General features: G+C 66.2%; 27 protein-coding genes. 13 read left to right on the forward strand and 14 right to left on the reverse strand.

What is annotated here, in order from left to right; all coding sequences use genetic code 11:
- Positions 1–25: 25 nt before the first annotated feature.
- Entirely contained in the window at positions 26–793 is a 768-nt protein-coding gene (gene gloB, locus IEV58_RS15030) for a hydroxyacylglutathione hydrolase (RefSeq protein ID WP_188410619.1), read from the reverse strand.
- A gap of 168 nt (positions 794–961) precedes the next feature.
- Here gloB and IEV58_RS15035 point away from each other — a divergent pair, with 168 nt between their 5' ends.
- The 3 genes from IEV58_RS15035 to IEV58_RS15045 are packed head-to-tail and all read left to right on the forward strand — an operon-like array spanning position 962 to position 3600.
- Complete coding sequence (locus IEV58_RS15035) at positions 962–1699, forward strand: methyltransferase domain-containing protein (protein WP_188410620.1); 738 nt, start codon at positions 962–964, stop codon at positions 1697–1699.
- 51 nt (positions 1700–1750) lie between these two features.
- Entirely contained in the window at positions 1751–2158 is a 408-nt protein-coding gene (locus IEV58_RS15040; RefSeq protein WP_188410621.1) for a hypothetical protein, read from the forward strand.
- A 59-nt stretch (positions 2159–2217) separates the two neighbouring features.
- On the forward strand, positions 2218–3600 hold the full coding sequence (locus tag IEV58_RS15045) for a PepSY-associated TM helix domain-containing protein (RefSeq protein WP_188410622.1): 1383 nt from the start codon (positions 2218–2220) through the stop codon (positions 3598–3600).
- Positions 3601–3744: 144 nt separating this feature from the next.
- Here IEV58_RS15045 and IEV58_RS15050 read toward each other — a convergent pair whose 3' ends face one another.
- From IEV58_RS15050 to metX, 3 genes are read right to left on the reverse strand one after another with little or no spacing between them, the layout of a single operon-like run.
- On the reverse strand, positions 3745–4068 hold the full coding sequence (locus IEV58_RS15050; protein WP_188410623.1) for a hypothetical protein: 324 nt from the start codon (positions 4066–4068) through the stop codon (positions 3745–3747).
- A 9-nt stretch (positions 4069–4077) separates the two neighbouring features.
- Entirely contained in the window at positions 4078–4692 is a 615-nt protein-coding gene (gene metW, locus IEV58_RS15055) for a methionine biosynthesis protein MetW (protein WP_188410624.1), read from the reverse strand.
- Complete coding sequence (gene metX, locus IEV58_RS15060; RefSeq protein WP_188410625.1) at positions 4689–5879, reverse strand: homoserine O-acetyltransferase MetX; 1191 nt, start codon at positions 5877–5879, stop codon at positions 4689–4691. Before metX ends, metW begins: the two co-directional genes overlap by 4 nt.
- 129 nt (positions 5880–6008) lie before the next feature.
- Here metX and IEV58_RS15065 point away from each other — a divergent pair, with 129 nt between their 5' ends.
- The 4 genes from IEV58_RS15065 to IEV58_RS15080 are packed head-to-tail and all read left to right on the forward strand — an operon-like array spanning position 6009 to position 9382.
- Positions 6009–6824, forward strand: coding sequence for a chorismate mutase (locus IEV58_RS15065; RefSeq protein WP_229729500.1), 816 nt, complete (start codon positions 6009–6011; stop codon positions 6822–6824).
- Between the two features lie 14 nt (positions 6825–6838).
- The gene (gene hisC / locus IEV58_RS15070) at positions 6839–7954 is read left to right on the forward strand and encodes a histidinol-phosphate transaminase (protein WP_188410627.1); all 1116 of its coding nucleotides are present in this window, start codon (positions 6839–6841) and stop codon (positions 7952–7954) included.
- Positions 7947–8885 carry a prephenate/arogenate dehydrogenase family protein gene (locus tag IEV58_RS15075; protein ID WP_188410628.1) on the forward strand — a complete coding sequence of 313 codons (939 nt, stop codon included), beginning with the start codon at positions 7947–7949 and terminating at the stop codon, positions 8883–8885. The genes hisC and IEV58_RS15075 overlap by 8 nt, the downstream gene beginning before the upstream one ends.
- Before the next feature lie 32 nt (positions 8886–8917).
- Entirely contained in the window at positions 8918–9382 is a 465-nt protein-coding gene (locus IEV58_RS15080; protein ID WP_188410629.1) for a GNAT family N-acetyltransferase, read from the forward strand.
- Between the two features lie 21 nt (positions 9383–9403).
- On the opposite strand, the gene IEV58_RS15085 is transcribed toward IEV58_RS15080, so the two are convergent.
- The gene (locus IEV58_RS15085) at positions 9404–10417 is read right to left on the reverse strand and encodes a DUF2125 domain-containing protein (protein WP_188410630.1); all 1014 of its coding nucleotides are present in this window, start codon (positions 10415–10417) and stop codon (positions 9404–9406) included.
- 66 nt (positions 10418–10483) lie between these two features.
- On the opposite strand from IEV58_RS15085, the gene IEV58_RS15090 reads away from it, so the two are divergent.
- On the forward strand, positions 10484–11041 hold the full coding sequence (locus IEV58_RS15090) for a gamma-glutamylcyclotransferase (RefSeq protein WP_188410631.1): 558 nt from the start codon (positions 10484–10486) through the stop codon (positions 11039–11041).
- 12 nt (positions 11042–11053) lie between these two features.
- On the opposite strand, the gene IEV58_RS15095 is transcribed toward IEV58_RS15090, so the two are convergent.
- From IEV58_RS15095 to ftsE, 4 genes are read right to left on the reverse strand one after another with little or no spacing between them, the layout of a single operon-like run.
- Positions 11054–11779 carry a lysophospholipid acyltransferase family protein gene (locus IEV58_RS15095; protein ID WP_229729501.1) on the reverse strand — a complete coding sequence of 242 codons (726 nt, stop codon included), beginning with the start codon at positions 11777–11779 and terminating at the stop codon, positions 11054–11056.
- 12 nt (positions 11780–11791) lie between these two features.
- Positions 11792–12478 (reverse strand): YdcF family protein, encoded by a 687-nt coding sequence (locus IEV58_RS15100; protein WP_188410632.1) that lies wholly within the window; start codon positions 12476–12478, stop codon positions 11792–11794.
- A 51-nt stretch (positions 12479–12529) separates the two neighbouring features.
- Positions 12530–13510 (reverse strand): cell division protein FtsX, encoded by a 981-nt coding sequence (locus IEV58_RS15105; protein WP_229729502.1) that lies wholly within the window; start codon positions 13508–13510, stop codon positions 12530–12532.
- On the reverse strand, positions 13503–14162 hold the full coding sequence (gene ftsE / locus IEV58_RS15110; RefSeq protein ID WP_188410633.1) for a cell division ATP-binding protein FtsE: 660 nt from the start codon (positions 14160–14162) through the stop codon (positions 13503–13505). The genes IEV58_RS15105 and ftsE overlap by 8 nt, the downstream gene beginning before the upstream one ends.
- Positions 14163–14313: 151 nt before the next feature.
- On the opposite strand from ftsE, the gene IEV58_RS15115 reads away from it, so the two are divergent.
- The 4 genes from IEV58_RS15115 to IEV58_RS15130 all read left to right on the forward strand — a co-directional run bounded on the left by IEV58_RS15115 (position 14314) and on the right by IEV58_RS15130 (position 16403).
- Positions 14314–15072, forward strand: coding sequence for an MJ0042-type zinc finger domain-containing protein (locus IEV58_RS15115; RefSeq protein ID WP_188410634.1), 759 nt, complete (start codon positions 14314–14316; stop codon positions 15070–15072).
- 75 nt (positions 15073–15147) lie between these two features.
- The gene (gene hpt, locus IEV58_RS15120) at positions 15148–15690 is read left to right on the forward strand and encodes a hypoxanthine phosphoribosyltransferase (protein ID WP_188410635.1); all 543 of its coding nucleotides are present in this window, start codon (positions 15148–15150) and stop codon (positions 15688–15690) included.
- Positions 15691–15712: 22 nt separating this feature from the next.
- Positions 15713–16090 carry a response regulator gene (locus tag IEV58_RS15125; RefSeq protein WP_188410636.1) on the forward strand — a complete coding sequence of 126 codons (378 nt, stop codon included), beginning with the start codon at positions 15713–15715 and terminating at the stop codon, positions 16088–16090.
- 88 nt (positions 16091–16178) lie between these two features.
- A complete protein-coding gene (locus tag IEV58_RS15130) occupies positions 16179–16403 on the forward strand; it encodes a tautomerase family protein (RefSeq protein ID WP_188410637.1) in 225 nt (74 codons plus the stop codon).
- 14 nt (positions 16404–16417) lie between these two features.
- On the opposite strand, the gene IEV58_RS15135 is transcribed toward IEV58_RS15130, so the two are convergent.
- The 4 genes from IEV58_RS15135 to argH form a co-directional block, all read right to left on the reverse strand.
- The gene (locus tag IEV58_RS15135; protein ID WP_188410638.1) at positions 16418–18916 is read right to left on the reverse strand and encodes a TIGR02302 family protein; all 2499 of its coding nucleotides are present in this window, start codon (positions 18914–18916) and stop codon (positions 16418–16420) included.
- Positions 18917–18988: 72 nt separating this feature from the next.
- Entirely contained in the window at positions 18989–20260 is a 1272-nt protein-coding gene (lysA, locus tag IEV58_RS15140; protein WP_188410639.1) for a diaminopimelate decarboxylase, read from the reverse strand.
- A gap of 7 nt (positions 20261–20267) precedes the next feature.
- Positions 20268–20528 carry an LPS translocon maturation chaperone LptM gene (lptM, locus tag IEV58_RS15145; protein WP_229729503.1) on the reverse strand — a complete coding sequence of 87 codons (261 nt, stop codon included), beginning with the start codon at positions 20526–20528 and terminating at the stop codon, positions 20268–20270.
- A gap of 79 nt (positions 20529–20607) precedes the next feature.
- Complete coding sequence (argH, locus tag IEV58_RS15150; protein WP_188410641.1) at positions 20608–21993, reverse strand: argininosuccinate lyase; 1386 nt, start codon at positions 21991–21993, stop codon at positions 20608–20610.
- A 27-nt stretch (positions 21994–22020) separates the two neighbouring features.
- Between argH and tlpA the strand changes: the two genes are divergently transcribed.
- Positions 22021–22674, forward strand: a complete 654-nt coding sequence (gene tlpA, locus IEV58_RS15155) for a thiol:disulfide interchange protein TlpA (RefSeq protein WP_229729505.1) — start codon at positions 22021–22023, stop codon at positions 22672–22674.
- On the opposite strand, the gene yddG is transcribed toward tlpA, so the two are convergent.
- Positions 22675–23538, reverse strand: coding sequence for an aromatic amino acid exporter YddG (yddG, locus tag IEV58_RS15160; RefSeq protein WP_188410642.1), 864 nt, complete (start codon positions 23536–23538; stop codon positions 22675–22677).
- Between the last annotated feature and the right edge of the window lie 97 nt (positions 23539–23635).

The following is a 23635-nucleotide window of genomic DNA, read 5'->3' on the forward strand; positions in this document are numbered from 1 at the left end:
GCTGACGCCGCTCAAAACCTCCTGCCTAAAATCGATCCTTGCGCGCGCGGACCTCGGTGAAGACGGCCAGGGGGTCGGCGCCCGGCATGCCGACGCCGGCCGCCACGGCGGGATCGTCGGCGCGCAGGAAGGGGTTGGTCGCCTTCTCGATGCCGAGCAGGCTCGGCACCGTTGGGCTGCCCTCCTGGACGAGGAGCTCGATGGCATTGGAGCGGGTCTTCAACTCGCCATTGTCAGGGTCGACCGTCAGGGCGAAGCGGGCGTTGGAGAGCGTGTATTCATGCCCGCAATAGACCTCGGTGTCGTCGGGCAATTCGCGCAGCTTCTTCAGCGAGGTCCACATGGCCTCGGGGGTGTCCTCCAGGAGGCGGCCGCAGCCGAGGGCGAAGAGCGTGTCGGCGGCGAACAGCAGCTTCTGATCGGCGAAGTGATAGGAGACATGGCCCTTGGTGTGACCCGGCGTCTCGATCACCTTTGCGGTGAGACGGCCGAAGGTAAGGGTGTCGCCATCGCGCACGGTCTTGTCGATGCCGGGGATCTTGTCCTTCTCCTTCTCCGGCCCGGTGACGGTGGCGCCATAGGCGCTCTTCAGCGGCGCGATGCCTTCCACATGGTCAATGTGGTGGTGGGTGATGAGGATGTCGCTCAGCTTCCATCCGGTTTCGTCAAGCACCGCCTGGATGGGGGCCGCTTCCGGCGCGTCGACAAGCAGGGTCGTGCCGTCTTCCGGATCATGCACCAGAACGGCATAATTGTCGTTGCGGCAGGGAATGAGGCGGACGTCGACGGACATGAAGGTCTCCTGATGGCGGCGAACAATTGAATGCAACTCACGCTCATATGGAGCGCTTTCCCCCCTGGGGCAATCGGGGATCGGTGGTGGGATGGGGCGAGAGACCTCCGAAGCCTTGCCGTTCCGTGCCTCGCGCGCCAACCTATTGGCTCGTGAACTGGAACATGCATGTCGTTTGACGTTGTCGATCTGAGAGACTTCTACGCCCAGCCGCTGGGGCAGATGGTTCGCCGCATCCTGCGGGCCAAGCTTCGAGCGCATTGGCGGGATGTGTCTGGCTCCCGCATTCTCGGTATGGGCTATGCCTCGCCCTTCCTCGGCGCCTTTCGCGAGGAGGCTGAACGGCTGCTCGCCTTCATGCCGGCCGAGCAGGGGGTGACCGACTGGCCCACGGGGCGGCCGACGCAGGCGGCGCTGGTGGAGGCCGACATGTGGCCGCTGCCCGATGCGGCGGTGGACCGGGTCCTCGCCGTCCATATGCTGGAGGTGAGTTCTTCGCCCGAGGATCTGTTGCGGGAGGCCTGGCGCACGCTGGCGCCGGGCGGGCGCATCATGCTCGTGGTGCCCAACCGGCGGGGGTTGTGGTCGCGCTTCGATACGACACCCTTCGGCCAGGGGCGGCCCTACAGCCGCGGTCAGCTCCACCGGCTGTTGCGCGACAACGCCTTCGCGCCGACCCATTGGAATGAGGCGCTGTTCTTCCCGCCCTTCGAACGGGGCATCGTGCTGCGTTCCGCCGTGGGCATGGAGCGGTTCGGCGCGCGGTTGTGGGCGCCTTTCGCCGGCGTCCATATTGTGGAAGCGGGCAAGCAGGTCTATCGGCCGATCCCCGCGCGCAAGAAGGTGAAGACGGCCAAGCTGAAGCCGGCGCCGGCGCCGGTGGGAGCCTTGGCGCCGGGCGGCTGAGGTTCTTCCTGCCGCAGTGACAGCAAAGCCCTCCCATGGCATGAGGCTTTCATGAAGCGGATGCGGCAGCTGATGGGACGGCGGATGAAGGCGGGCGCCCTGGGCGTGGTGCTGGCCTATGCGCTGCTGTTCCAGTCCCTGCTGGGAGCCGTGGCGCAGGGCGCCATGGCCGCACCTGGGCAGGCGGATGCCTTTGCCGTCCTGTGCTCGTCCCACGGCATCGCCAGCGCGCCGCAGGGCGACGGCGATCCGGCGGCGCCATCGGTCGACTGCCCCTGCGCCACGCTGTGCCGGCTTGGCGCCATGGCAGGGCCTGTTGTTCCCGCCTCTGCAGCGCAACTCGACGCGCCCCTGCTCGCCGAATTGCCAGCGCCTCCGGTGGCATCTTCTGTCTTCTCGCCCCCGCAGTTCGATCCCGGCAGCGGCCACGCCCGCGCACCGCCCGTCCTCTCCGTCTGACCGTCCGCATCGGCCGTCCGTTCGGCGGCCGTCTGTTCGTTCGTTCCGGAGATTTTCTCATGTCTGTCACAGCCCTTGAGCCGGGCGCGCGGCGTGCTGCCGATCGCGCCTCATCGGACCTTTATCGCGCCGTCTGGCGCTGGCATTTCTATGCCGGGCTTCTCGTCCTGCCCTTCCTGATCAGTCTCGCCGTCACTGGCGCGCTCTATATCTTCCGTGATGAGATCGACGCCATCGTCCATGCCGATCTGAAGCGCGTCGAAGTGCCTGATAGCGCCACGCGTGTGGCGCCATCGGCTCTTGTCGATGCCGCGCTCGCGGCGCATCCCGGCACAGCCGTAAAATACACCGACCCTGCCATGCCGGACGCTTCCGCCGAGATCACGGTCAACAGCGCCGGCGAGGGCCGCCACGCGGTCTATGTGAACCCCTACAATGGCGAGGTGCTCGGCACGCTGCCGGATCGCGGCACTGTCATGTGGACCATCCGCTATCTCCACAGCCTGAAATATTTCGGACCGACGGCGCGCATGATCATCGAGATCGCCGGCGGCTGGGCGATCCTGCTTGTGGGCACCGGCATTTATCTGTGGTGGCCGCGCCGCCAGAACGGCGGGGTCGTGACCGTGCGCGGGCGACCGAGACAGCGGATGTTCTGGCGGGATCTCCACGCCGTCACGGGCCTCTTCGTCGGGGGCGTCATTCTCTTCCTCGCCATTACGGGCATGCCCTGGTCCGGCGTCTGGGGCGCGCAGGTCAACCAGTGGGCCAACGGCAACAACTTCGGCTATCCCACCGGCGTGCGCGTGGCCGTTCCCATGTCGGACGAACATGTGGGGCACATCGCGCCCACATCATGGTCGCTGGAACAGGCGAGGGTGCCGCAATCACCCACGGCCGGGCATGGTGCACGAGCGATCACGCTCGACGAGGCGGTGGCGATGTTCGACAGGCTGGGTCTTCATCGAGGCTATGCCGTCAGCCTGCCGACGTCGGCGGAGGGCGTTTATTCCGGCTCAGTCTATCCCGATGACCTCACGCAGCAGCGGGTGGTGCACCTCGACCAATACACCGGCAAGCCGCTGATCGACATGAGCTATGCCGACTACGGCCCGCTCGGCCGCTGGCTGGAATGGGGCATCAATGTCCACATGGGGCAGGAGTTCGGGCGCATCGGCCAGATCGTGCTGGCGGGGTTCTGCCTTGGCGTCGTGGTGCTGGCGGTCTCGGCCGGCGTGATGTGGTGGAAGCGGCGGCCGAGCGGTTCCCTGGGTGTGCCGCCGCTGCCAACGGACCGCCGGGTGTTTCGCGGGCTCTTGGCGATCCTCGCCGTCGGCGGGATCGTCTTCCCCCTGGTCGGGGCATCTCTGGTGGTGATGCTGGCGCTGGACTGGGTTTACGTGCGCGTGGTCCAGCGCCGCGCGTCCGTGGTCTCCGCCTGATCACATGCACCCGCCGTCATGCTCGCCCTTGTGGCGAGCATCCACGCCTTTTGAAGCGTTGATGGTGTGAAAGGAATTCGTCATCCTAGGCACAAGGCCTAGGATGACGGGTTCCGGGCTGCAGTCATGGAACCTGTCTGAGGCTCAGAATCGGGTCAGATTGATCTCAGCGGTGATCGCGACCAGCTGCTCCTCGATATAAGCGAGGTCTTCCTCGGTCAGGGGCCTAGGCTCATCGTTTTGTCTGGAGATGGCGTTCACAATTTCCAGATTGATGATCGCCTGCTCGGTCTTCTCAAGAAAGGTGTCGTCCTCAATCGCGCGGACGAGCGATTCCAGATCATTAACGAGCGTATGCAGGCAGAGGTTGCCGGCTCGGTAGCTTTCGATTGTCCGGCGCATGGCAGCCACTTCCCGCAGCCGCTTGCGGCGCAGTTCCAGGCCTCGCAACCCGCCGTAACTTTCCATGATGGCCGCTCAATCCGGTCGCGACAGCAGGAACACGGCCTGCTGGCCGAAGAGATTCCAGAACCACCAGGGCGCGTTGACGCGCACCGGCTCTCCGGCGGCGTCCAGCGCCACGGCGCGTTCGATGCGGGTGCCCATGTCGTGGCAGAGGTCGACGAAGTCGCGGATGGTGCAGAAGTGGATGTTGGGCGTGTCGTACCAGCTCACCGGCAGCGTTTCGGTGACCGGCATGCGGCCCTTGAAGAAAAGCTGCCGCCGTACCGACCAATGGCCGAAGTTGGGGAAGGAGACGATGGCGCGCCGGCCGATGCGCAGGAGATGCTCCATCACCTCGCGCGGGCGGCGGGTCGCCTGCAGCGTCTGCGACAGGATCACATAGTCGAAAGCGTCATCGGGATAGTCGATGAGGTCGGCGTCGGCATCGCCCTGCACCACGGCAAGGCCCTGCGCCACGCTGGCGTTGACGCCGCTCTGGCTGATCTCGATGCCGCGGCCGTCCACCTGCCGCGTGGCGGTGAGGAGGTGCAGCAGGGAGCCGTCGCCGCAGCCGACGTCGAGCACCCGGCTGCCCGGCTCGACCATATCGGCCACGAGCTTATGGTCGGCGCGGATAAGGTCGGTCATGTGTCCTTCTCCGGCAGGCCATGGGCGCGGGCGGCAGCGGAGAGGAAGCCGCCGGTGGTGGCGATGAGCTCCGGCTCGTTGAGCAGGAAGGCGTCATGTCCCTTGTCGGTGGCGATCTCGACGAAGGAGACGCGCGCGCCGGAGGCGTTGAGGGCATGGACGATGGCGCGGCTGTCGGCGGTGGGAAAGAGCCAGTCGGAGGTGAAGGAGACCACGCAGAAATGGGTCTTGGCGTCGCGGAATGCCTCGCCGAGCACGCCGCCGAAATCGTCGCCGAGGTCAAAATAATCCATGGCGCGGGTGACGTAGAGATAACTGTTGGCGTCGAACCGCTCAACGAAACTGGAGCCCTGGTGCCGCAGATAGCTCTCGACCTGGAAATCGGCATCGAAGGTGAAGGTCGGCCGGTCGCGGTCCTGGTAGTTGCGGCCGAACTTGCGCTGCAGGGCGGGCTCCGACAGATAGGTGATGTGGGCGGCCATGCGCGCGACCGCGAGACCCTTCCTGGGAATGGTGTCCTGATCGAGATAGCGGCCGTGGTGCCAGTCGGGATCAGCCATGATCGCCTGACGGCCGACCTCATGGAAGGCGATGTTCTGCGCCGAGTGCTTCGCGCCCGTCGCGATGGGCAGCGCCGAGAAGACCCGCTCCGGATAGGACGCCACCCATTGCAGCACCTGCATGCCGCCCATGGAGCCGCCGGCCACGCAGAACAGCTTTTCGATGCCGAGATGGTCCACCAGCATGGCCTGCGCCCGCACCATGTCGCGGATGGTGACCACGGGAAAATCGAGACCATAGGGCCTGCCCGTCGCCGGGTTGGTGGAGGCGGGGCCGGTGGAGCCCATGCAGCCGCCGATGACGTTGGAGCAAATGACGAAGAAACGGTCGGTGTCGATGGGCTTGCCCGGGCCCACCATGGTGGTCCACCAGCCGGGCTTTCCCGTCACCGGGTGGGTGTTGAAGACATGCTGGTCGCCGGTGAGCGCATGGCAGAGGAGGATGGCGTTCGAGCGCTCCTCGTTCAGGGTGCCGTAGGTCTGATAGGCAATCTGGAAAGGCGAGAGATCGACGCCGCAGTCGAGCGACAGCGGCCGGTCGGCATCGAAGCGCGCCACCAGGCTGTGCGGCTCCTCGGCCTCGCGCCGCGCGGCCCGGCTGATCGTTCCCGCGACTTCCGCCGCCATGACGCAGTACTCCTTGGCGCTCGTTCGGTATAAAGGACGGAGTTAGCTATGGACCGTGATGCCCTCCTGTCAACGTGTTCTTTGACTTCGCCGCTCACGCGAGTATGAAAGCTGCCCATGAACCGCCCGATGGAAACTCTTGATGACCTGCGCCGCGACATCGACCGTATCGATGCGGAGATGCATGCACTCCTGATCGAACGGGGCTCCATCATCGACCGCCTTATCGCGGTCAAGCAGGGCTCGACGGAATCAGGCTCGGCCTTCCGCCCCAAGCGCGAGGCGGACATGATGCGCGCGCTGCTGGCGCGGCACACCGGCCATCTGCCGCTCGACACGGTGGAGAGCATCTGGCGGGTGATCATCTCCACCTTCACCTATGTGCAGGCGCCTTACCGGGTGCACGGCGCGGCCTCGGGCGGGGCGGCTGCCGAGCGTGATGTCGCCCGTTTCCACTTCGGCTTCACGGTGCCCTACATCGAGCACAGCGACGCGGAGGCGGTGATCGCCGCGGTGGCCGAGGACCCACGCGATCTCGGGCTCATCCCGGTGGCCGCTGATGGCGGCTGGTGGCGCATGCTCGCGCGCAACAGCGCGCTTCAGGTGATCGCGCGACTTCCCTTCGTCGAGCGCCCCGGACACCCGGCGGCGCTCGCAACTTTCGTGGTGGGCGGAACGCCCGCGCCGGGCGCCACCGCCGATGATGTGCGCCTGCTGGTGGCCGAGACCTCCGGCTGGTCGGCGGCCGCCAACAGCATGGTGGCCGTGGTGGGCGCCGAGGTCCTGGCGCGGCATGACACGGCCGTGCTGATCGCGCTGCCGCGCGAGATCGAATTGAAGCGGCTTGAAGACGGCCTTGCGGCTAGCGGTGCCCAGCTTGAAGATACGGCTTGGATCGGCAGCCATGCCGCCCGGCACTCTGTCGACACGGCAGGCGCCTCCTGAACGGACCCACTCCAATGACAGATACCCTTCTTCGCCCGACGCCCCGTCCCGGCGTGCTCGATATCGAGGCCTATGTGCCCGGCAAGAGCGGCGCCCCCGGCGTCGCCAAGGTGCACAAGCTCTCCTCCAACGAGACGCCGCTCGGCCCCTCGCCAAAGGCCGTGGAGGCCTATCTCAAGGGCGCGGAAAAGCTTTCATCCTATCCGGAAGGCACCTCGCGCGTGCTGCGCGAGGCAGTGGCGCGGGTCTATGGGCTCGATGCCGACCGCATCGTCTGTGGGGCCGGATCGGACGAACTCCTCAACCTTCTCGCCCATGCCTATGTGGGGCCGGGGGACGAGGGCATTTTCACCGAGCATGGCTTCCTGGTCTACAAGATCACCATTCTCGGATCGGGCGGAACGCCCGTGGTGGTGCCGGAGAAGAACCTGACGGCGGATGTGGATGCTATCCTTGCCGCCGTCACCGAGCGGACCCGGATCGTCTTCATCGCCAATCCGAACAATCCGACGGGCACCTATCTTCCCTTCGAGGAGGTGAAGCGGCTGCATGAGGGCCTTCCCCCGCATGTGCTGCTGGTGCTTGACGCCGCCTATGCGGAATATGTCCGCCGCAACGATTATGCCGCCGGCATCGAGCTCGTCTCCACCAGCGACAATGTGGTGATGACGCGCACCTTCTCGAAGATCCACGGGCTCGCAAGCCTCAGGATCGGCTGGCTCTATGCGCCTGCCCATGTGGTGGATGCGCTCAACCGCATCCGCGGGCCATTCAATCTGACAGGCTCGGCCAGCGCTGCGGGCGCCGCCTCCATCAAGGACCACGCCTTCCTGGAGAACGCGGCAAGCTTCAACCATCAGTGGCTGACCTGGCTGACGCAGGAGATCGAAAAGCTCGGTCTCAAGGTCACCCCAAGCGTTGCTAATTTCATCCTGATCCATTTTCCGGATCAACCAGGACGCACGGCCAAAGATGCGGACGAGTTCCTGACGGGGCGCGGGCTGATCCTGCGGCGGCTGGAGAACTACGGCCTGCCCAACGGGCTGCGCCTCTCGGTCGGCACCGAGGAGGCCAACCGTGCCGTGGTTGCGGCGCTGGCGGACTTCACGAAAGGCTGGGACCATGGCTGAGGGCCTTATCGCCAACCGCCTTGCCCTGATCGGTATCGGCCTCATCGGCTCGTCCATCGCCCGTGCCGCCCGCGAGCGGGGGCTGGTGCGCGAGATCGTGGTGCAGACGCGCTCGCCTGCCACGCTCGAACGCGCGAAGGAACTTGGTCTCGGTGATCATTATACGCTCGACATGGCTGAGGCGGCGAAGGATGCCGATGTGGTGATCGCCTCGGTTCCGGTCGGCGCGTCGGAGGAGGTGGCCAAGGCCATCGCACCGGCGCTGAAGGCAGGCGCGATCGTCTCCGATGTCGGATCGGTGAAAATGTCGGTGGTGCGGCAGATGGCGCCGCATCTGCCATCGTCGGTGCATTTCGTGCCGGCCCACCCCATCGCCGGCACCGAACATTCGGGCCCCGACGCCGGCCTCGCCGATCTCTACGTCAACCGCTGGTGCATCCTGACACCGCTGCCGGACACCGATCCGGCCGCGGTGGAAAAGCTCTCGGCCCTGTGGCGGGGCATGGGGGCCAATGTGGAGACCATGACGCCGGAGCATCACGATCTGGTGCTTGCCATCACCAGTCATGTGCCGCATCTGATCGCCTACAACATCGTGGGCACCGCGCAGCATCTGGGCGAGGTCACCAAGTCGGAGGTTATCCAATATTCCGCCGGCGGTTTCCGTGACTTCACCCGCATCGCCGCGTCGGATCCGACCATGTGGCGCGACATCTTCCTGCACAACAAGGACGCGGTGCTGGAGATGCTGGGGCGCTTCAGCGAGGATCTGACGGCGCTGCAGCGGATGATCCGCTATGGCGACGGCAACGGGTTGTTCGATCTCTTCACCCGCACGCGGGCGATCCGCCGCAGCATCATCGACAAGGGTCAGGACGCGCCCGAGGCCGACTTCGGCCGGCACAAGATCGCGGCGAAGGCCGAGACCTGAAGGCCGCTGCGGCCGCTTTCGTGGTTGCGGACATGACGCCCATCATCCGCCTGTACCGGCCGGACGACCTGGATGGCCTGATCGCGGTGTTTTTGGCGGCTATCCGCCAAACGGCGTCAAAGGACTACATGCCTGCGCAGATCGACGCCTGGGCACGGCCGGACAGGGCAATATGGGCGGAGCGGCGTGCCAGCCGCCCGACCTGGGTCGCCGAGATCGGCGGGCGTCCGGCCGGATTCACCGATCTGGAGCCCGACGGTCACATCGACATGCTGTATGTCCACCCGGAATTTCAGCGCCAGGGCGTTGCGGCACATTTGCTGGATCGGGTGGAGAGTTCCGCCCGATTGCAGGGCCTGCAGAGCATTTACTCGGAGGTCAGCCTGACGGCGAGGCCGGCCTTCGAGAAGGCAGGATTTGCTGTGGTCGCGCCTGAACGGGTGCTGCGGAACGGGCAGTGGTTCGACCGCTTCCGCGTGGAAAAACGCCTTGGTTGAGCCCGATCACCCGCAGAGCGGCTAGTAAAGCGATGGCACCGGCCCCACGGGCAGGCCGCCGAGGCGGATGACGCCGTCCTCCAGGCGGACGTCGAAGCGCCGGGCGCTTTCGCCGTCCAGCGTCGTCTTCTGCCCGAGGAGCTTGATGCCGGCGCCCGCGAGCGGGCCGAGATCGCCCAGGGAGGGGGCGAAGCTCGCCAGTTTCTCCGCGCCGCGAACCGTCACATCCAACTCGCCGGTGGGGCGCCCGCTGTCGTCAAGCATCAGCTGGCCGACCGATTGCAGGGCGACATCGCCACGAGCGAGACGGGCCAGCGCGATGCGCAGGTTGCCGCCGGACGCGGCAAAGGCCTGAAGGCGTTCGGCCGTGGTGGCGCCTGCGATGCTGTCGAGGCCGCGAATGCTGGCCTGGAGCTCAAGATCGGTGGGGGCGGCGGAGCCGAGAAGGTCGTTCACGAAGGGGATCGCCGCTTCGTCCATGCGTGCGATGAGATCATAGGCGCCGGCGCCGGCTTCCGGCGTCGGACGGGCATGGGCCTCCAGCTTGGTGGTTGTGACGATGGGTTCCTGTGTCTGGGCCGTCTTGAGGCTGAGGCCATCCACCACGAGCGAGACGTTCTCGAGCCGCTCGCTGTTGCCGGAGAAGCTGGCGCCGGCAAAGCTCCATTCCGCCGTCGCCTGGGGAAGATCGGGATAGCTCGCCGTGAGGGGGCCTTCGAATTGCCCGATCACATGGGTGGGGCGATAGATCTGCGCCACCGCGACCAGCCGTTCGGCGGAAAGATTGATGCTGCCGCCATCGGCGGGCAGGGTGGCGACGGGCTTCAGGCAATCGATCTCAAGCCGGAAGGGAAAGCCGCCGACATCACGCGATCCGCAGTCATAAATGCGGCCTGCCGCCGCTTCCCGTTGAAGCCAGTGATCGACGCTCGCCTCAAGCCGGCTGGAGGCCACCCACCAGAAGATGCACCAGCCGACCGCGACGATGAGGAGAAGCAGAGCAGGAAGATAGATCGGCAGGCGGCGTCGTGGCATTGAGGAGTCTCGTGCGTTACAGTCTCAAGACAATTGACGCGCCGTTAGGTCACGCCACGCTCCAGTATGTCAATCACATCGGATTATGACCCCATCGCGACCGGCGAAGATCTGTGGGTTTTCGGCTATGGGTCGCTTCTCTGGAATCCCGGATTTTCGTTTCAGGAAGCGCATGGTGCCCGTCTCACGGGCTATCATCGGGCGCTCTGCATCTACTCTCATCGTTATCGTGGCACGCCGGACAAGCCGGGCCTGGTGCTCGGCCTTGATCGTGGCGGCAGTTGCCATGGCCTTGCCTTTCGCGTGGCGCATGCCGATGCGCCCGTGGTGCGCAACTACCTGCGCGACCGCGAGATGCTGAACGGCGTTTATCTGGAGGGCTTCCGCCGGGTGCGGCTGACGGATGGCACGGCTGTGAGGGCGCTGTGCTATGTCGCCGACCGGAGCCATCGGCAATATGCGGGGCATCTCGACCGCGAGCAGCGCCTGGCCATCGCGCGGACGGGCGCCGGCAGCGCCGGCCTCAACATCGACTACGTCATCAAAACGGCGCAGAAGCTGCGCGATCTTGGCGTGCGGGACGCTGAACTCGACTGGTTCGCGGAGCAGCTGAAGGCGAGTTGATCACCTGCCGCTTCAACTGGGCTGTGTTTCGGCCACCAAAGCGTTCGATGCCGTCTCGATGCGGGCGCTGATCTCGGCGAGGAAGGCCTCCTTCGGCAGGCCTGGCGCGACCGGCGGCAGGATCTCGATCACCGCCGTGCCGGGATGCCGCAGGAAGGTGCGGCGTGGCCAGAACAGCCCGGTGTTGAGGGCGATCGGGACACAGGGCACCTGTAGCGCGTCATAGAGATGAGCGACGCCCCATTTGTAGGCCGGTTCCGCTCCCACGGGGCGGCGGGTGCCCTCTGGGAAGATGATGATCTGGCGGTCGAGGGCGATGGCCCTCCTGGCATATTTCGTCATGGACTTGAGGGCCGCGGCGCGGGCGCCGCGATCGACGGAGATCATGCCGGTCCGGTTGAGGTACCAGCCGAAAATCGGCAGCCACATCAACTCACGCTTGAGGATGAAGGTGGGGATCGGCACCAGGGTGACCAGCGCAATCGTTTCCAGTGCGGACTGATGCTTGGAGGCGACGAGGAAAGGGCCTTGCGGAAGATGCTCGCGGCCGCGCACCTCGATATCGACGCCGGCGACCACTTTCAGCAGCCAGAGACTGGAGCTCGCCCAGATCTTGGCCACCCGCAGGACGGTCCTCTGCGGCAGCAGGAGAACCGGAGACAGGAGGAGGCTGATGACCAGGAAGGCCACATAGAGCGCTATGTTGAAGGCCAGGGAGCGCAGGACTGTGATGAACAAGTTCGGTGAGCCTTAGAGATCGTGACCGGCGCGCGCCACATCGGCGGCTTCGGTGGCGATGCGTGGCGCGATGCGCACATGCGCGAGGGCGGCGACATATTTGATGTATTCGCCGATGACGGTCGTCAAGGTCTCGCTGTCCTGCCACCAGGTTCCATCACGGAAGCGGCCGGTGACGACGGGGTAGGGAATCACCTGGACGCCCGGCAGCGAGCGTGACAGCTCCGCCTGGGCGCGTGGCATGTGCCAGCCTGACGTGACGAGGATGACCGACTTGTAGCCGTGGGTTTCGACCCACAGCTTGGTGGCGAGCGCGTTGCCGGCGGTGGTGAGCGCCTGATGGTCGAGATCGACGCAGCAGCCGAGCAAGGGGCCGCTGCCGGGCAGCACGCGCTCCAGCTCGCGCGGATTGGTGGTGGGGTGGACGCCGCTGATGAGCATGCGGGTGGCGCGCTTCTGCCGCAGAAGGTCGAAGGCGTCGGCCAGGCGGTCCTGGCCGCCGGTCAGGGCCACGATGGCATCGGCCTTGATGTTGCTGGATGGGACCTCCGCCACCTTGGTGGTGAAGAAGATGAAGCCCAGCACGGCGGCGAGCCCCACCACGGCGAACACGCCGACGATGCCGTCCACCGCCCGGCGCAGGAAGCCGCGCCGGCGGCGGTGCCTCTTTCGGCGCTTATGAGTCACGGACTCGGTCATGGTGAAGAGAGCATATTCATAACGAGGGATGCTTCGGCAAGGGGCGAGCCATCACGCCCGCCCGCGAAGCTGCGCCATGATGGTGAGCCGCGAGGTCAGTGCCGTGACGGCCGCGGTGAATGCGACGATGGCGACAACACCGAAATAGCCGGTCCATCCCACGGAGAAGCGACCGAACAGCGCGGTCATCTGCTCGGCCGCGATAGTGCCGGAGCTTTCGCCGCCAATGAGCGCGCCGATGGCGAAGACCAGGATGGCTGCCCCGCCACCGATGGCCCCGCCGCGCCCGGCGAGGGCAAGGAAGCGGCGCTCGAAAGCGCGGGCGATATAGCCGTCGCGGGCGCCGACGATGTGGAGCACGTTGACGATATCCCGATTGCCGGCCATGGCGCCGCGGGTGGCGAAAATCACCGAGAGAACCGTGGCGGCCGTCACCAGGATCAGAATCGTGACGCCGCCGAACACCAGGAGATTGGCCATGCTGGACAGGCGATCCACCCAGGCGCGGTGATCATCGAGACTGGCGTTGGGCACCTCGCGTGCGAGCTGGCTCCGCAGGGCCTGAAGATCGACGGGAGGCTCGCCGTTGATCGCCACGATGACGAGGCGCGGGGTGGGCAGCGCATCCAGCCCGGCATCGCTGCCGAGCCAGGGCTCGAGCAGCCGTGCGGTATCTTCGCGGGTGAGGGCGCGCACGTCGGACACACCCGGCGTTTGCCTTGCGATGGTGGTGACGCGGCCGACCTGAACCTCGATGTCCTGACCGTCCACGGGCCGCACCTGGATCGTGACCTCGCGCGCCACGTCGCTTTCCCAGGCATCGGCGGCGCCACGCACGAGGTCGACGGCGCCGATGGTCAGCCCGGCGAGAAAGGTCATGATGGCGATGACCATGACGAGCGCCTGTCCGGCCAGGGTATCGGTCGGCACGATGGACGCCGGCCGGCGCCGTTCTCCCGGCGGCAGCGGCGCGCCGGAGGCGGGCGTGCGCTTGAAGGGCGTGCGGCGGCGTCCGGATGCCGAATCAGTCATAGAGGTAAAGCCTTCCCTCCGACAGGACGAGGCGGCGGGCGTCATAGAGGTCCATCAACCCGATGTCGTGGGTGGCAATCACAACCGCAGTGCCGGAGCGATGCAATTCGACGAAAAGGCGCAGGAGGCGCCGCGCCAGCTGCGGGTCGACGTTGCCTGTGGGCTCGTCCGCCAGCAGCAGCTCCGGCCGGCCGATCAGGGCGCGGGCGATGGCGGCGCGCTGCTTCTCACCACCCGAGAGAACAGGCGGATAGGCGTCGATGCGCTCGCCCAGGCCCACCCAGCGCAGGAGCTCCACCACCTCGGCGCGATAGCTTGCCTCCTCGCGTCCCATGACGCGCAGCGGCAGCGCCACGTTCTCGTAGGTGGTCATATGGTCGAGCAGGCGAAAGTCCTGGAAGACGATGCCGATGCGGCGGCGCACGTCCGGCAGGGCGCTGCGCGGCATGGTGGCGACGTCACGTCCGAACACGGAGATCAGCCCGCGCGTCGGCTTCAGGGCGAGATAGAGCAGCCGCAGCAGCGAGGTCTTGCCGGCGCCGGAGGGGCCGGTCAGGAACTGGAAGGAGTTCGGTTCAACGGAAAACGTCAGGTCGCGCAGCACTTCCGGTCCCAGCCCATAGCGCAAACCTACATTTTCAAATCGAACCACAAGAGGCTCCAGAGTATCTGCATGAGGAAAGCTGTGGCATTAACCAGCCGTTAACGCCAGTCTCAGCATGTCTTGGTTACGTGAAAGTTAACGTCGGGCATGTTCACCTGCTCCGGCTCCCGCATTTGCCTTGTTCTGATTCGGCCCGAACATGCTCATCGTCTGCCCGAATTGCCAGTCTTCCTATCGCGTCAGCGCTGAAAGCCTCGGCGTGTCCGGACGTACGGTCCGTTGCGCGAAGTGCAACACGGCCTGGTTCGCCGAGCCCGAGGACGACCAGGAGACCAGTGAAGAAACCACGGCCATCGTGGCGGAGAACAGCGCAGAAGAGCCCCTTTACGGCGAGACCGTGGATCCACGCATGACCCGCCTTGCCCGCGTCATGGCCAGCATTCGCCACGAGCAGCAGGACAGCGCCGGCGAGGCGACACCGGCAGAGGCGCCGGCAAAACGCAAGACGCCGAGGCGCCGGTTCTGGCCCACCGCCGCCGCGATGGCGGCTGTCGCCATCATCGGCGGCCTCATCCTAGGCCGGGACAGCGTGGTGCGATTGCTTCCCCAGACCGCGCAGCTCTATGCGCTGGCAGGGCTGGACGTCAATCTCCGGGGACTTGAGTTCCGCGACGTGGCGGCCACCGAACGGGTTGAGGGCGGCGTGCCGATCCTCCTCGTCAGCGGCAAGGTAGAGAACATCACCGACGGCGTGGTCGATGTGCCGCGGCTGCGGCTTGCGGTTCGCAATACCGACGGACGCGAAATTTATGTGTGGACGGTGGTGCCGCGGCCGAACCGGCTCGTCGCCGGTGATACGCTGGCTTTCCAGGGCCAACTTGCCTCTCCGCCGGCTGAGGCGCGCGATATCGCGGTGCGGTTCTATTCGCAGCACGATGCCCTTGCCGGCGTCCGCTAGGCATGAGCTGAAAGTTGAAGCGCCAAGGGTGGCGCACCGGTTTCCTCCTCGTCGGAAAGTGCGTAGAAGAGCGCCATGAGCATCCATGTGAAGACCTTGATCTCCGCCGAGGAGATCGCTGCCCGCAACGCGGAACTTGCCCGCACCATCGCGGCGACCGTTTCGCCCAATGTCCTGGTCATCGCCATCCTCAAGGGCAGTTTCGTCTTTGCCGCCGACCTCATCCGCGCCTTCCACGATGCGCGGATGGAGCCGCAGGTGGAGTTCCTTCAGCTCTCCAGCTATCGGGACGCCACCATCTCCTCGGGCCAGGTGGATGTGATCCGCGACATCGAAAGCGATGTGGCCGGGCGCGAGGTGCTGCTGATCGATGATATCCTGGAATCCGGGCGCACCCTCGCCTATGCCAAGGATCTGCTCGCGGCGCGCGGAGCAAGCAAGGTCTACAGCTGCGTCCTCCTGGACAAGCAGAACAAGCGCTCCGTGACGATCAACGCGGATTTCGTAGGCTTTGTCTGCCCGGACTACTTCGTGGTGGGCTATGGCATGGATGTCGCCCATGCCTGGCGGCAGCTGCCCTTCGTGGGTATCGTGGAGCGCGACGGGGACAGCGACTGAGACCAAGAGAGGAGCTTCAGGGATGCCTCACATTCTGGTCGTCGATGACGAGGAAGCGATCCGCGAATTGGTGCGGCGCGGGCTGCAACTGGACGGACATACGGTGGAGCTTGCCTGCGACGGCGCCGATGCGCTCGACATCATCGCCAGCCGGCCGACCGACTTCGACCTGCTCCTGACCGACATCCGCATGCCCATGATGGACGGCATCGCGCTGGCTCTGACCGTGGGGCGCGATTATCCCACCCTCACGATCCTGTTGATGACGGGCTATGCCGACCAGCGGGAAAGGGCCGCCAACCTCGAGCTCCTGATCCACGACGTCGTCACGAAGCCGTTCAGCCTCGCGCAGATCCGCGATGCGGTCACGGACGCGCTGGCCGCGCGCAAGGCGGCGTGAATTCGTCTGGCCTTGGCCGGCGTGACGCTGGATGATGCATTGAGCGTGAGGGGGCCGATATCCCCGCCGAGCTGGAGAACACCGACCCGTGCCATATGTGAACATCAAGGTAACCGGCGGCAGTGAAGCGCCCAGTGCGGAGCAGAAAGCGGAGCTTATCCGCGAGGTGACTGATGTTCTCGTCCGCGTGCTCGGCAAGAACCCGGCGACCACCACCGTCATCATCGAGGAAATCCCGATGGACAATTGGGGCATGGGTGGCGAGACGACCACCGTGCGCCGCCGGAAGGCGGCCGCGCAGAAGACCTCCTGACGCGCAGCCGTTCGTCACGGCTCGATAAGGCGCTCCAGATAATCCAGCTCCAGTTGGGGCCGTTCGGGGTCGCTGAGGCGCCGGCGCAGTTCTTCCAGCACCTGCCGGGCCCGCTGCGCGTCGATCTCGCCGGGGACGCGCACGGATGAGCCGGGATCATAGCGGCGCGTGCGGGTTGGGCGGCCGAGCGGATCGACGTTCTGGTCGTTCGCCCGCTGCCCGGTCTGCCGGTTGGTGCCTGGGCCGCCGGGCTGGTTGCCCTGGCCGGGCTCGTTTCCTTCGCCCATCATCTGCTGGGTCAACCCCTGCGCGCCCCTGCGCAGCGCTTCGAGCGCGCGGCCCTGAGGTCCCACCGCTCCGGGCGCATCACCTTGCCCGAGCTGTTCGCCCGCGGCACCCATCTCCTCACCGGCCTGGCCCAGTTCCTGGCCGCCGTTGATGCCCTGCTGCTGCAATTGCTTCATCAATTCCTGCAACTGCTGCTGCAGCGCCTGCTGATCCTGCTGCAGGCCCTCCATGCCATTCTGGCCCTGCTGCTGCCCCTCCTGGCCAGGCTGACCCTGCTCACCCTGCTGGCCCTCCTGGAAGGTACGGTCGCGCAACTCGTTCTGCTTGCGGATCATCTCGCCGAGCTGATCCAGCATCCGGGCCATCTCCTCGGACATGGGGTCCATCTGGGCGGTGGCATTGGGATTGAGGCCCTCAAGGATTTGATCGAGCTGGGAGAGCATGTCCTGGGCGGCTTGGTTGGCACCTTTCTGCGCAAATTCCTCCAGGCGATCGAGCATGTCCCTGAGATCCTGCGGGCGCACCATCTGGGCGTTGGGCGGCATGGCGCCGGGAGGCATCTGCTCGGCCGTCTGGGCACGGCGCGCCATCTCGGCCAGGAACTTCTCCATGGCCTGCCGCAGGTCCTGCGTGAGCTTGCGGATCTCCTCTTCCGAAGCGCCGCGCTCCAGCGCCTCGCGCAGGGCGTCGCGCGCGGCCTTGAGATCGCGTTCGATCTCGCTCATCTCACCGTCCTCAAGACGAATGGCGATCTGCCAGAGGTAATCGACGGCGCCCCTGAGGTCTTCGGTGCCTTCAGCCTGCTTCAGCCGCCAGTAGACGCTGCGCAGCGCCAGATAGGTGGATGCCTTTGGTGTGAAGCGCTCCGGATAGAGCGCCAGCGAGTCGAGCGCGCGCTCGACCCTTTTGCGGGCGTTGATGTCGAGGGCGAGGTTGCGGCGCTGCTCCACGAGAGAACGGGCGAGCGGATCACGGAAATTGCGCTGCGGCAGCGTCATCTCCATGGCCGAGCTGCGCCCGAGGTTGCCAGCGGCATCGCGTGCCTCCAGCGTGATCGACACGCGTGCGCCCGCCCAGGGGTGTTCCTGAAGGTCGGTCGTGGTGACCGCGGTGCGATCCTGTGCCCGCCGTTGCGGCAGCACCAGCGGCACTTTCGGCGCCTCGACCAGCGGGTTTGCCTCGGCGTCGGCTTCAAGAGCCGCGATCTTCGCTTCCCCGGCCGTGGCGCCATAATCGTCGGTGATGCGGTAGCTGAGGACGGTCTGGCCGCGCGGTCCGGCGCCTGGCGGCTCGGCGAAGGCGATTTCGGGGGCCCGGTCGGGAAGGGCGGTGAACTGCCACTCCCGTGCCGCTCCTGCTTCGGGGTCAACGGTCAGAGTGCCGTCACCGGTCAGCTTGAAGCTCCATTCGCGGACGCCATCGGGGTTGGCATCAGCGGGAGGCGTCTTTCCCGGCTCAAGCCCGCCATCGGTGGCAACATCCACGGCGCCACCGCTGACGCGCGCGACCACCACCGAACCTGCAGGAACGCGAAGCGAGGCACTGCCCTCTGACGTGCTTTCAGTGCCGGCGGTGAGATAAATCGGCGGGCGGCCGGTGTAGGGCGGCGGTGTCACCCAGGCATCAAGGCGGGGAGGCACCGCGGCAACCGTCGCGCCCTTCCAGTCGAAGGCCGAGGCGATCCTGGCGCCGCGTTCGTCGCCGGCGATGAAGAAGCCGACGATCACGGCCAGCAGCAGGGCAAAGCGCAAGGCAAGCGGGTCCCGGGCGGTGAGCCCCGGCGCGGGCAGGCCGGTGGTCAGCCGTCCGGCACTGGCTTCCGCCTTTCTGCGGTGCATGTCCCAGAAAGCGCGGGTCAGCGCATCGTCTTCGCCCGTCGCGAGATGATCGGCGAGCGCCGTGGCCGGGCGATGGTCATGGCCGGACGCGTGGTCGATGCGGGCCAAAGCGCGGGCATCGCTCGGACGGACAAGGCGCAGAAGCGGGGCGGCGGCGTAGAGGAAGGCCAAGGCGAACAGAGCGACGCCGATGATGCGGCCCATGGGGGCGAGCGACTGCCACAGGCTGAACCACGACAGAGCGATGAACAGCAGAAGGATGCTGCCGGCAAGGGCAAGGCGTGGCCAGGCCGCTTCCCACAGGATGACGGCCCGGGCGCGGGCAATCAGGCCATCAAGGGCATATGTGCGCTGCGAGGCAGCCTTGTGCGATGGGCTTTGGCTCACCCGTATCTCCTGACCAGCCCGTCGATAAAACTAGCACGTCCCGCGGCGCTGGCCAGAGCAAAGGCTTGGGGATCACCGACCCGTGAGCCAGCCGGGAACCTCGTCCAGCGCGATCGTCTCCTCAACACTCGGGCGTTTGCGGATCACCGCGAGGTCATGTCCCCGGACCAGAACCTCTGGAACCAGAGGGCGGGTGTTGTAGGTGGATGCCTGCACCGCGCCATAGGCGCCGGCGGACATCACGGCCAGAAGGTCTCCCGGTCTCGGTTCCCGCATGGCGCGGTCAAGCGCGAGATAGTCGCCGGTCTCGCACACCGGACCCACCACATCGGCCCGGATGTCGGCCCCGGGGCCGGACTGCGTGACCGGCCAGATCTCGTGGTGCGCCTCGTAAAGCGTCGGGCGGATGAGGTCGTTCATGCCGGCATCGACGATGACGAAGGTCTTTGCGGCGCCCTTCTTCACAAAAAGAACGCGGGTGAGCAGGATGCCGGCGTTGCCGACGATGAGGCGGCCCGGCTCCAGCACCAGACGCGCGCCGAGGTCGCGCACATGGCGGCGCACCACCTCGGCATATTCGTCCGGGTGGGGCGGCGGCTCATTGCCATCGCGGTAAGGGATGCCGAGGCCGCCGCCGACATCGATGTGGCTGATGTCGTGACCGTCGGCCCGCAGCGCATGCACGAGATCGGCCAGCCGGCCGAAGGCGGCGTCGAAAGGCGCAAGCTCGGTGATCTGGCTGCCGATGTGCATGTCGACGCCGGTGGCTTCGATGCCGGGCAGGTCGCGTGCCTCGGCATAGATGGCCCGCGCGCGCTCATAGGGGATCCCGAATTTGTTCTCCGCCTTGCCGGTGGAGATCTTGGCGTGGGTTTTTGCATCCACATCCGGGTTGATGCGCAGCGCGATGTGGGCCGTCTGACCGCGCGCTGCGGCGATTTCAGATAGGCGCAGGAGTTCCGGCTCCGATTCCACATTGAAGCAGAGAATGCCGGCATCGAGACCGGCCGCCAGTTCCGCATCGGTCTTGCCGACGCCGGAAAAGGTGATGCGCTCACCCGGCACGCCCGCGGCCAAGGCCCGGGCCAGTTCTCCGCCCGAGACGACATCGACGCCGGCGCCGGCCTGGGTGATGGTGCGGATCACGGCCTGGTTGGAGTTGGCCTTGAGCGCGTAGCAGACGAGATGATCGAGACCGGCAAAGGCTTGGGAAAAGACCTTTACATGCCGTTCCAGCGTGGCGGTGGAATAGACATAAACCGGCGTGCCAACCTCTTCGGCAATGGCCTCGAGGCTCACGTCCTCCGCATGGAGAACGCCATGGTGATAGGCGAAATGATGCACGCGAACCTCAGAGCAGCGGGTCGAGCAGGAAGGGTCGGTCCGGCCGTGCCACGTTATCCAGGAGCGGGCCCTGATCGGCGGCGCCGGAATCGGTCGGGCGCTGGAGGGATGCGGAAGGCCTGATGCCGTCGTCATCTTCTCCAGGAGCCGGTGTCACAACCGCCGCCGCGGGCGCGCCCGGGGGCGGCTCCAGCGGACCTTTGCGGCCGCAGCCGGAAAGAGCCAGCGCAAGCGCGACGATCACGACGGCAGAATGAACTCCGGTCACAGCCTTCATCTCCAAGCCCAAAGCGGGTTTTCTATAGCACGAAGAGGCACGGGCGCCATGGGGTGGGACCAGGCCGTGTTCAGCCTTTCGCCAGTTGCTTCAGCCAGCGCTTGGCCTCCGCCTTAACGTTTTTCGGCGCGGTGCCGCCGTAGCTGGTGCGGCTCTTGACCGACTTCGTCACGCCCAGCACATCGAAGACCGCATCGGTGATGCGCGGCTCCGCGCTTTGCATATCATCCAGCGTCAGCCGTTCCAGCGGCACGCTTCGTTCCACGGCCATGCCGACGAGCTTTCCGGTGACGTGGTGGGCTTCGCGGAAGGGCAGGCCCAATTCGCGCACCAGCCAATCGGCGAGATCGGTCGCGGTGGCATAGCCCGCGCCCGCCGCGCGTTTCATGGCCTGCCCGTTCGGCACCATGTCGAGCACCATGCCGGTCATGGCGGCAACGGTGAGGGCGAGCGTGTCGAGAGCGTCGAACAGGCCCTCCTTGTCCTCCTGCATGTCTTTCGAATAGGCCAGCGGCAGGCCTTTCATGACCATGAGGAGACCGATGAGATGGCCGATGACACGGCCGCTCTTGCCGCGCACCAGTTCCGCCGCGTCGGGGTTCTTCTTCTGCGGCATGATCGATGAGCCGGTGGTGAAGGCGTCTGACAGCGTGACGAAGCCGAACTGCGGCGTCGACCAGATCACGATCTCCTCGGCAAAGCGTGAGAGGTGCGTCGCGGCGATGGACGCGGCGGCCATGACCTCCAGCGCGAAATCGCGCGAGGACACGGCATCGAGCGAATTGGCCATGGGACGGGCAAAGCCCAGCGCCTTCGCCGTGGCCTGCCGATCGATGGGAAAAGAGGTGCCGGCGAGAGCGGCGGCGCCGAGAGGCGATTCGTTGAGGCGCGCACGGGCGTCGCGGAAGCGGCCCCGGTCGCGGCCGATCATCTCCACATAGGCGAGGAGATGATGGCCGAAGGTGACGGGCTGAGCCGATTGCAGATGGGTGAAGCCCGGCATGACGGTGGCCGCATGCTCGGTGGCCTTTTCCGCCAGCGCCTTTTGCAGGTCGGCCAACATGACGTCGAGATCATCGATGGTGTCGCGCACCCACAGGCGGATGTCGGTGGCCACCTGATCGTTGCGCGAGCGGGCGGTGTGGAGGCGGCCGCCGGCGGCGCCGATGCGCTCGGTCAGACGCGCCTCGATGTTGAGGTGGATGTCCTCCAGGGCTCGCGTGAAGGTGAAGGAACCGGCCTCGATTTCCTTGAGAATGGCGTCTAGACCCTCGGAAATCGCCTTTGCGTCCGCTTTGGTGACGATGCCCTGGGCCGCCAGCATGGCCACATGGGCCTTGGAACCGCGGATGTCCTGGGCGTAAAGACGCTTGTCGAAGTCGATCGAGGCGTTGATCGCTTCGAGCACGGCGTCCGGCCCTGCGGCGAAGCGGCCGCCCCACATCTGGTTACTCATCGTCATGCCACCCTGGAGTTTCTTGCCTTGACCGAGCCGACGCCGAAATCCTCGCGCCGACCCATGTTGCTTGCGGCGACCGCCGGTCTGGTGGCGGGCACCGCGCTGGCCGTCTTCTACGGGATCAGTGGGGTCGCAGGCAACAAGGACACGGCAGCCTGCACCGCGTCCCGCGAGAGTCTCGCCAAGCTCCAGCCGCTGGTGAAGGGCGAGATCGCCGCGCTTGTCATCTCCGACGAGCCACGACCACTTCCGGACCTCGCCTTCCTCGATGGCGAGGGGCAGCCGAAGAAACTATCGGACTTCAGGGGCCGCATGGTGGCCCTCAACCTCTGGGCCACCTGGTGCGCGCCTTGCCGTGAGGAGATGCCGGCCTTCGACAAGCTGCAGGGCGAGATGCAGGACCGCCCCTTCGATGTGGTGGCGGTGTCGATCGACAGCGGCGGGCCGGAAAAACCGATGGCCTTCCTCAAGGAGATCGGCGTCACGCATCTGCCGCTCTACACCGACGCCAAATCCGAGGTGTTCCGGAGCCTCAAGAGCATCGGGCGCGCCATGGGGCTGCCGACGACGCTGCTGATCGACGAGGCCGGCTGCGAGATCGGCTATCTGCCCGGCCCCGCCGACTGGGCGTCAGACGATGCCAAGGGCTTGATCGAAGCGGCGCTGCCGAAGAGCTGATCAGCCTCTCCGGCCGGCGAGGGTTGCGATTGCCGCGCCTCCGACGATGAGGCCGCAGGCCAGCGCCAGCGTGGTCGTGGGCTCGGCAAAGCCGAAGGCCACGAGAAGCAGTGTGGAGAGCACCGGCGCGGCATAGGAGGCGGTGCCGAGCAGGCGCATGTCGCCGCGCTTCATGCCGATGTCCCAGACAAAGAAGGCAAGGCCAACGGGACCAAGGCCAAGCAGCAGCACCGAGCTCCATTCCACGATGCCGCTCGGCCAATGGGTGGTCTCGAAAGCAAGATGCGCCAGCGCCGAGAGCACGGCGGTGGCAAGACAGAAGCCAGCCACCGCTTCGGTGGGCACTTCGGCGAACCTGCGCGAGGCCACGGAATAGACCGCCCAGATGACTGCTGCGATCAGGGCGGCGAGATAACCCGGCAGATAGACCGGATCATAGCTGAGCCCGCCGCTTCGGCCCGTCACAAGCACCACGGTGCCGGCAAAACCCATGAGCGCCCCGATGATATGCGCGGCCCGCAGCCGCTCACCCGGCAGCGTCGCGGACAAGAGCACGATGAGAAGCGGCCAGAGATAGGCGATCAGGCTTGCCTCCGCCGGCGGCGCAAGGCGCAGCGCGGAAAAATAGGCGAAGTGATAGCCGCACAACCCGCCGACGCCATGCAGCCAGGCCAGCGGCGATTGCTTCAATGCCGAAAAGCCCATGGGGCTGCGCGCGACGAAGACCAGGCCTGCAAGACCTCCGACGAGGAAGGTGAGGGCGGCAAGCTGAAAGGGCGGAACGGCGCCGCTGCCGGCGGTGAGCAGGGCAAGCGTCGACCAAAGCAGGATGGCCGTGAAACCGATGAGGGTGGCGCGGGACATGAGTGGCAGGGGCCCATGAGCAAGACTGTCGGACCATGCGCGCGACCGACGGATTATCCCAACAGGGATGTGAGCCTTGAGCCGGTCATCCACGGCT

The organism is Agaricicola taiwanensis (assembly GCF_014635245.1).
Taxonomy (GTDB): Bacteria; Pseudomonadota; Alphaproteobacteria; order Rhizobiales; family Methylopilaceae; genus Agaricicola; species Agaricicola taiwanensis.

Bases quoted from the DNA above. Each gene is read 5' to 3' on its own strand.
- gloB (WP_188410619.1), bottom strand. From the start codon at position 793: ATGTCCGTCGACGTCCGCCTCATTCCCTGCCGCAACGACAATTATGCC.
- IEV58_RS15035 (WP_188410620.1), top strand. From the start codon at position 962: ATGTCGTTTGACGTTGTCGATCTGAGAGACTTCTACGCCCAGCCGCTG.
- IEV58_RS15040 (WP_188410621.1), top strand. From the start codon at position 1,751: ATGAAGCGGATGCGGCAGCTGATGGGACGGCGGATGAAGGCGGGCGCC.
- IEV58_RS15045 (WP_188410622.1), top strand. From the start codon at position 2,218: ATGTCTGTCACAGCCCTTGAGCCGGGCGCGCGGCGTGCTGCCGATCGC.
- IEV58_RS15050 (WP_188410623.1), bottom strand. From the start codon at position 4,068: ATGGAAAGTTACGGCGGGTTGCGAGGCCTGGAACTGCGCCGCAAGCGG.
- metW (WP_188410624.1), bottom strand. From the start codon at position 4,692: ATGACCGACCTTATCCGCGCCGACCATAAGCTCGTGGCCGATATGGTC.
- metX (WP_188410625.1), bottom strand. From the start codon at position 5,879: ATGGCGGCGGAAGTCGCGGGAACGATCAGCCGGGCCGCGCGGCGCGAG.
- IEV58_RS15065 (WP_229729500.1), top strand. From the start codon at position 6,009: ATGGAAACTCTTGATGACCTGCGCCGCGACATCGACCGTATCGATGCG.
- hisC (WP_188410627.1), top strand. From the start codon at position 6,839: ATGACAGATACCCTTCTTCGCCCGACGCCCCGTCCCGGCGTGCTCGAT.
- IEV58_RS15075 (WP_188410628.1), top strand. From the start codon at position 7,947: ATGGCTGAGGGCCTTATCGCCAACCGCCTTGCCCTGATCGGTATCGGC.
- IEV58_RS15080 (WP_188410629.1), top strand. From the start codon at position 8,918: ATGACGCCCATCATCCGCCTGTACCGGCCGGACGACCTGGATGGCCTG.
- IEV58_RS15085 (WP_188410630.1), bottom strand. From the start codon at position 10,417: ATGCCACGACGCCGCCTGCCGATCTATCTTCCTGCTCTGCTTCTCCTC.
- IEV58_RS15090 (WP_188410631.1), top strand. From the start codon at position 10,484: ATGTCAATCACATCGGATTATGACCCCATCGCGACCGGCGAAGATCTG.
- IEV58_RS15100 (WP_188410632.1), bottom strand. From the start codon at position 12,478: ATGACCGAGTCCGTGACTCATAAGCGCCGAAAGAGGCACCGCCGCCGG.
- IEV58_RS15105 (WP_229729502.1), bottom strand. From the start codon at position 13,510: ATGACTGATTCGGCATCCGGACGCCGCCGCACGCCCTTCAAGCGCACG.
- IEV58_RS15115 (WP_188410634.1), top strand. From the start codon at position 14,314: ATGCTCATCGTCTGCCCGAATTGCCAGTCTTCCTATCGCGTCAGCGCT.
- hpt (WP_188410635.1), top strand. From the start codon at position 15,148: ATGAGCATCCATGTGAAGACCTTGATCTCCGCCGAGGAGATCGCTGCC.
- IEV58_RS15125 (WP_188410636.1), top strand. From the start codon at position 15,713: ATGCCTCACATTCTGGTCGTCGATGACGAGGAAGCGATCCGCGAATTG.
- argH (WP_188410641.1), bottom strand. From the start codon at position 21,993: ATGAGTAACCAGATGTGGGGCGGCCGCTTCGCCGCAGGGCCGGACGCC.
- yddG (WP_188410642.1), bottom strand. From the start codon at position 23,538: ATGTCCCGCGCCACCCTCATCGGTTTCACGGCCATCCTGCTTTGGTCG.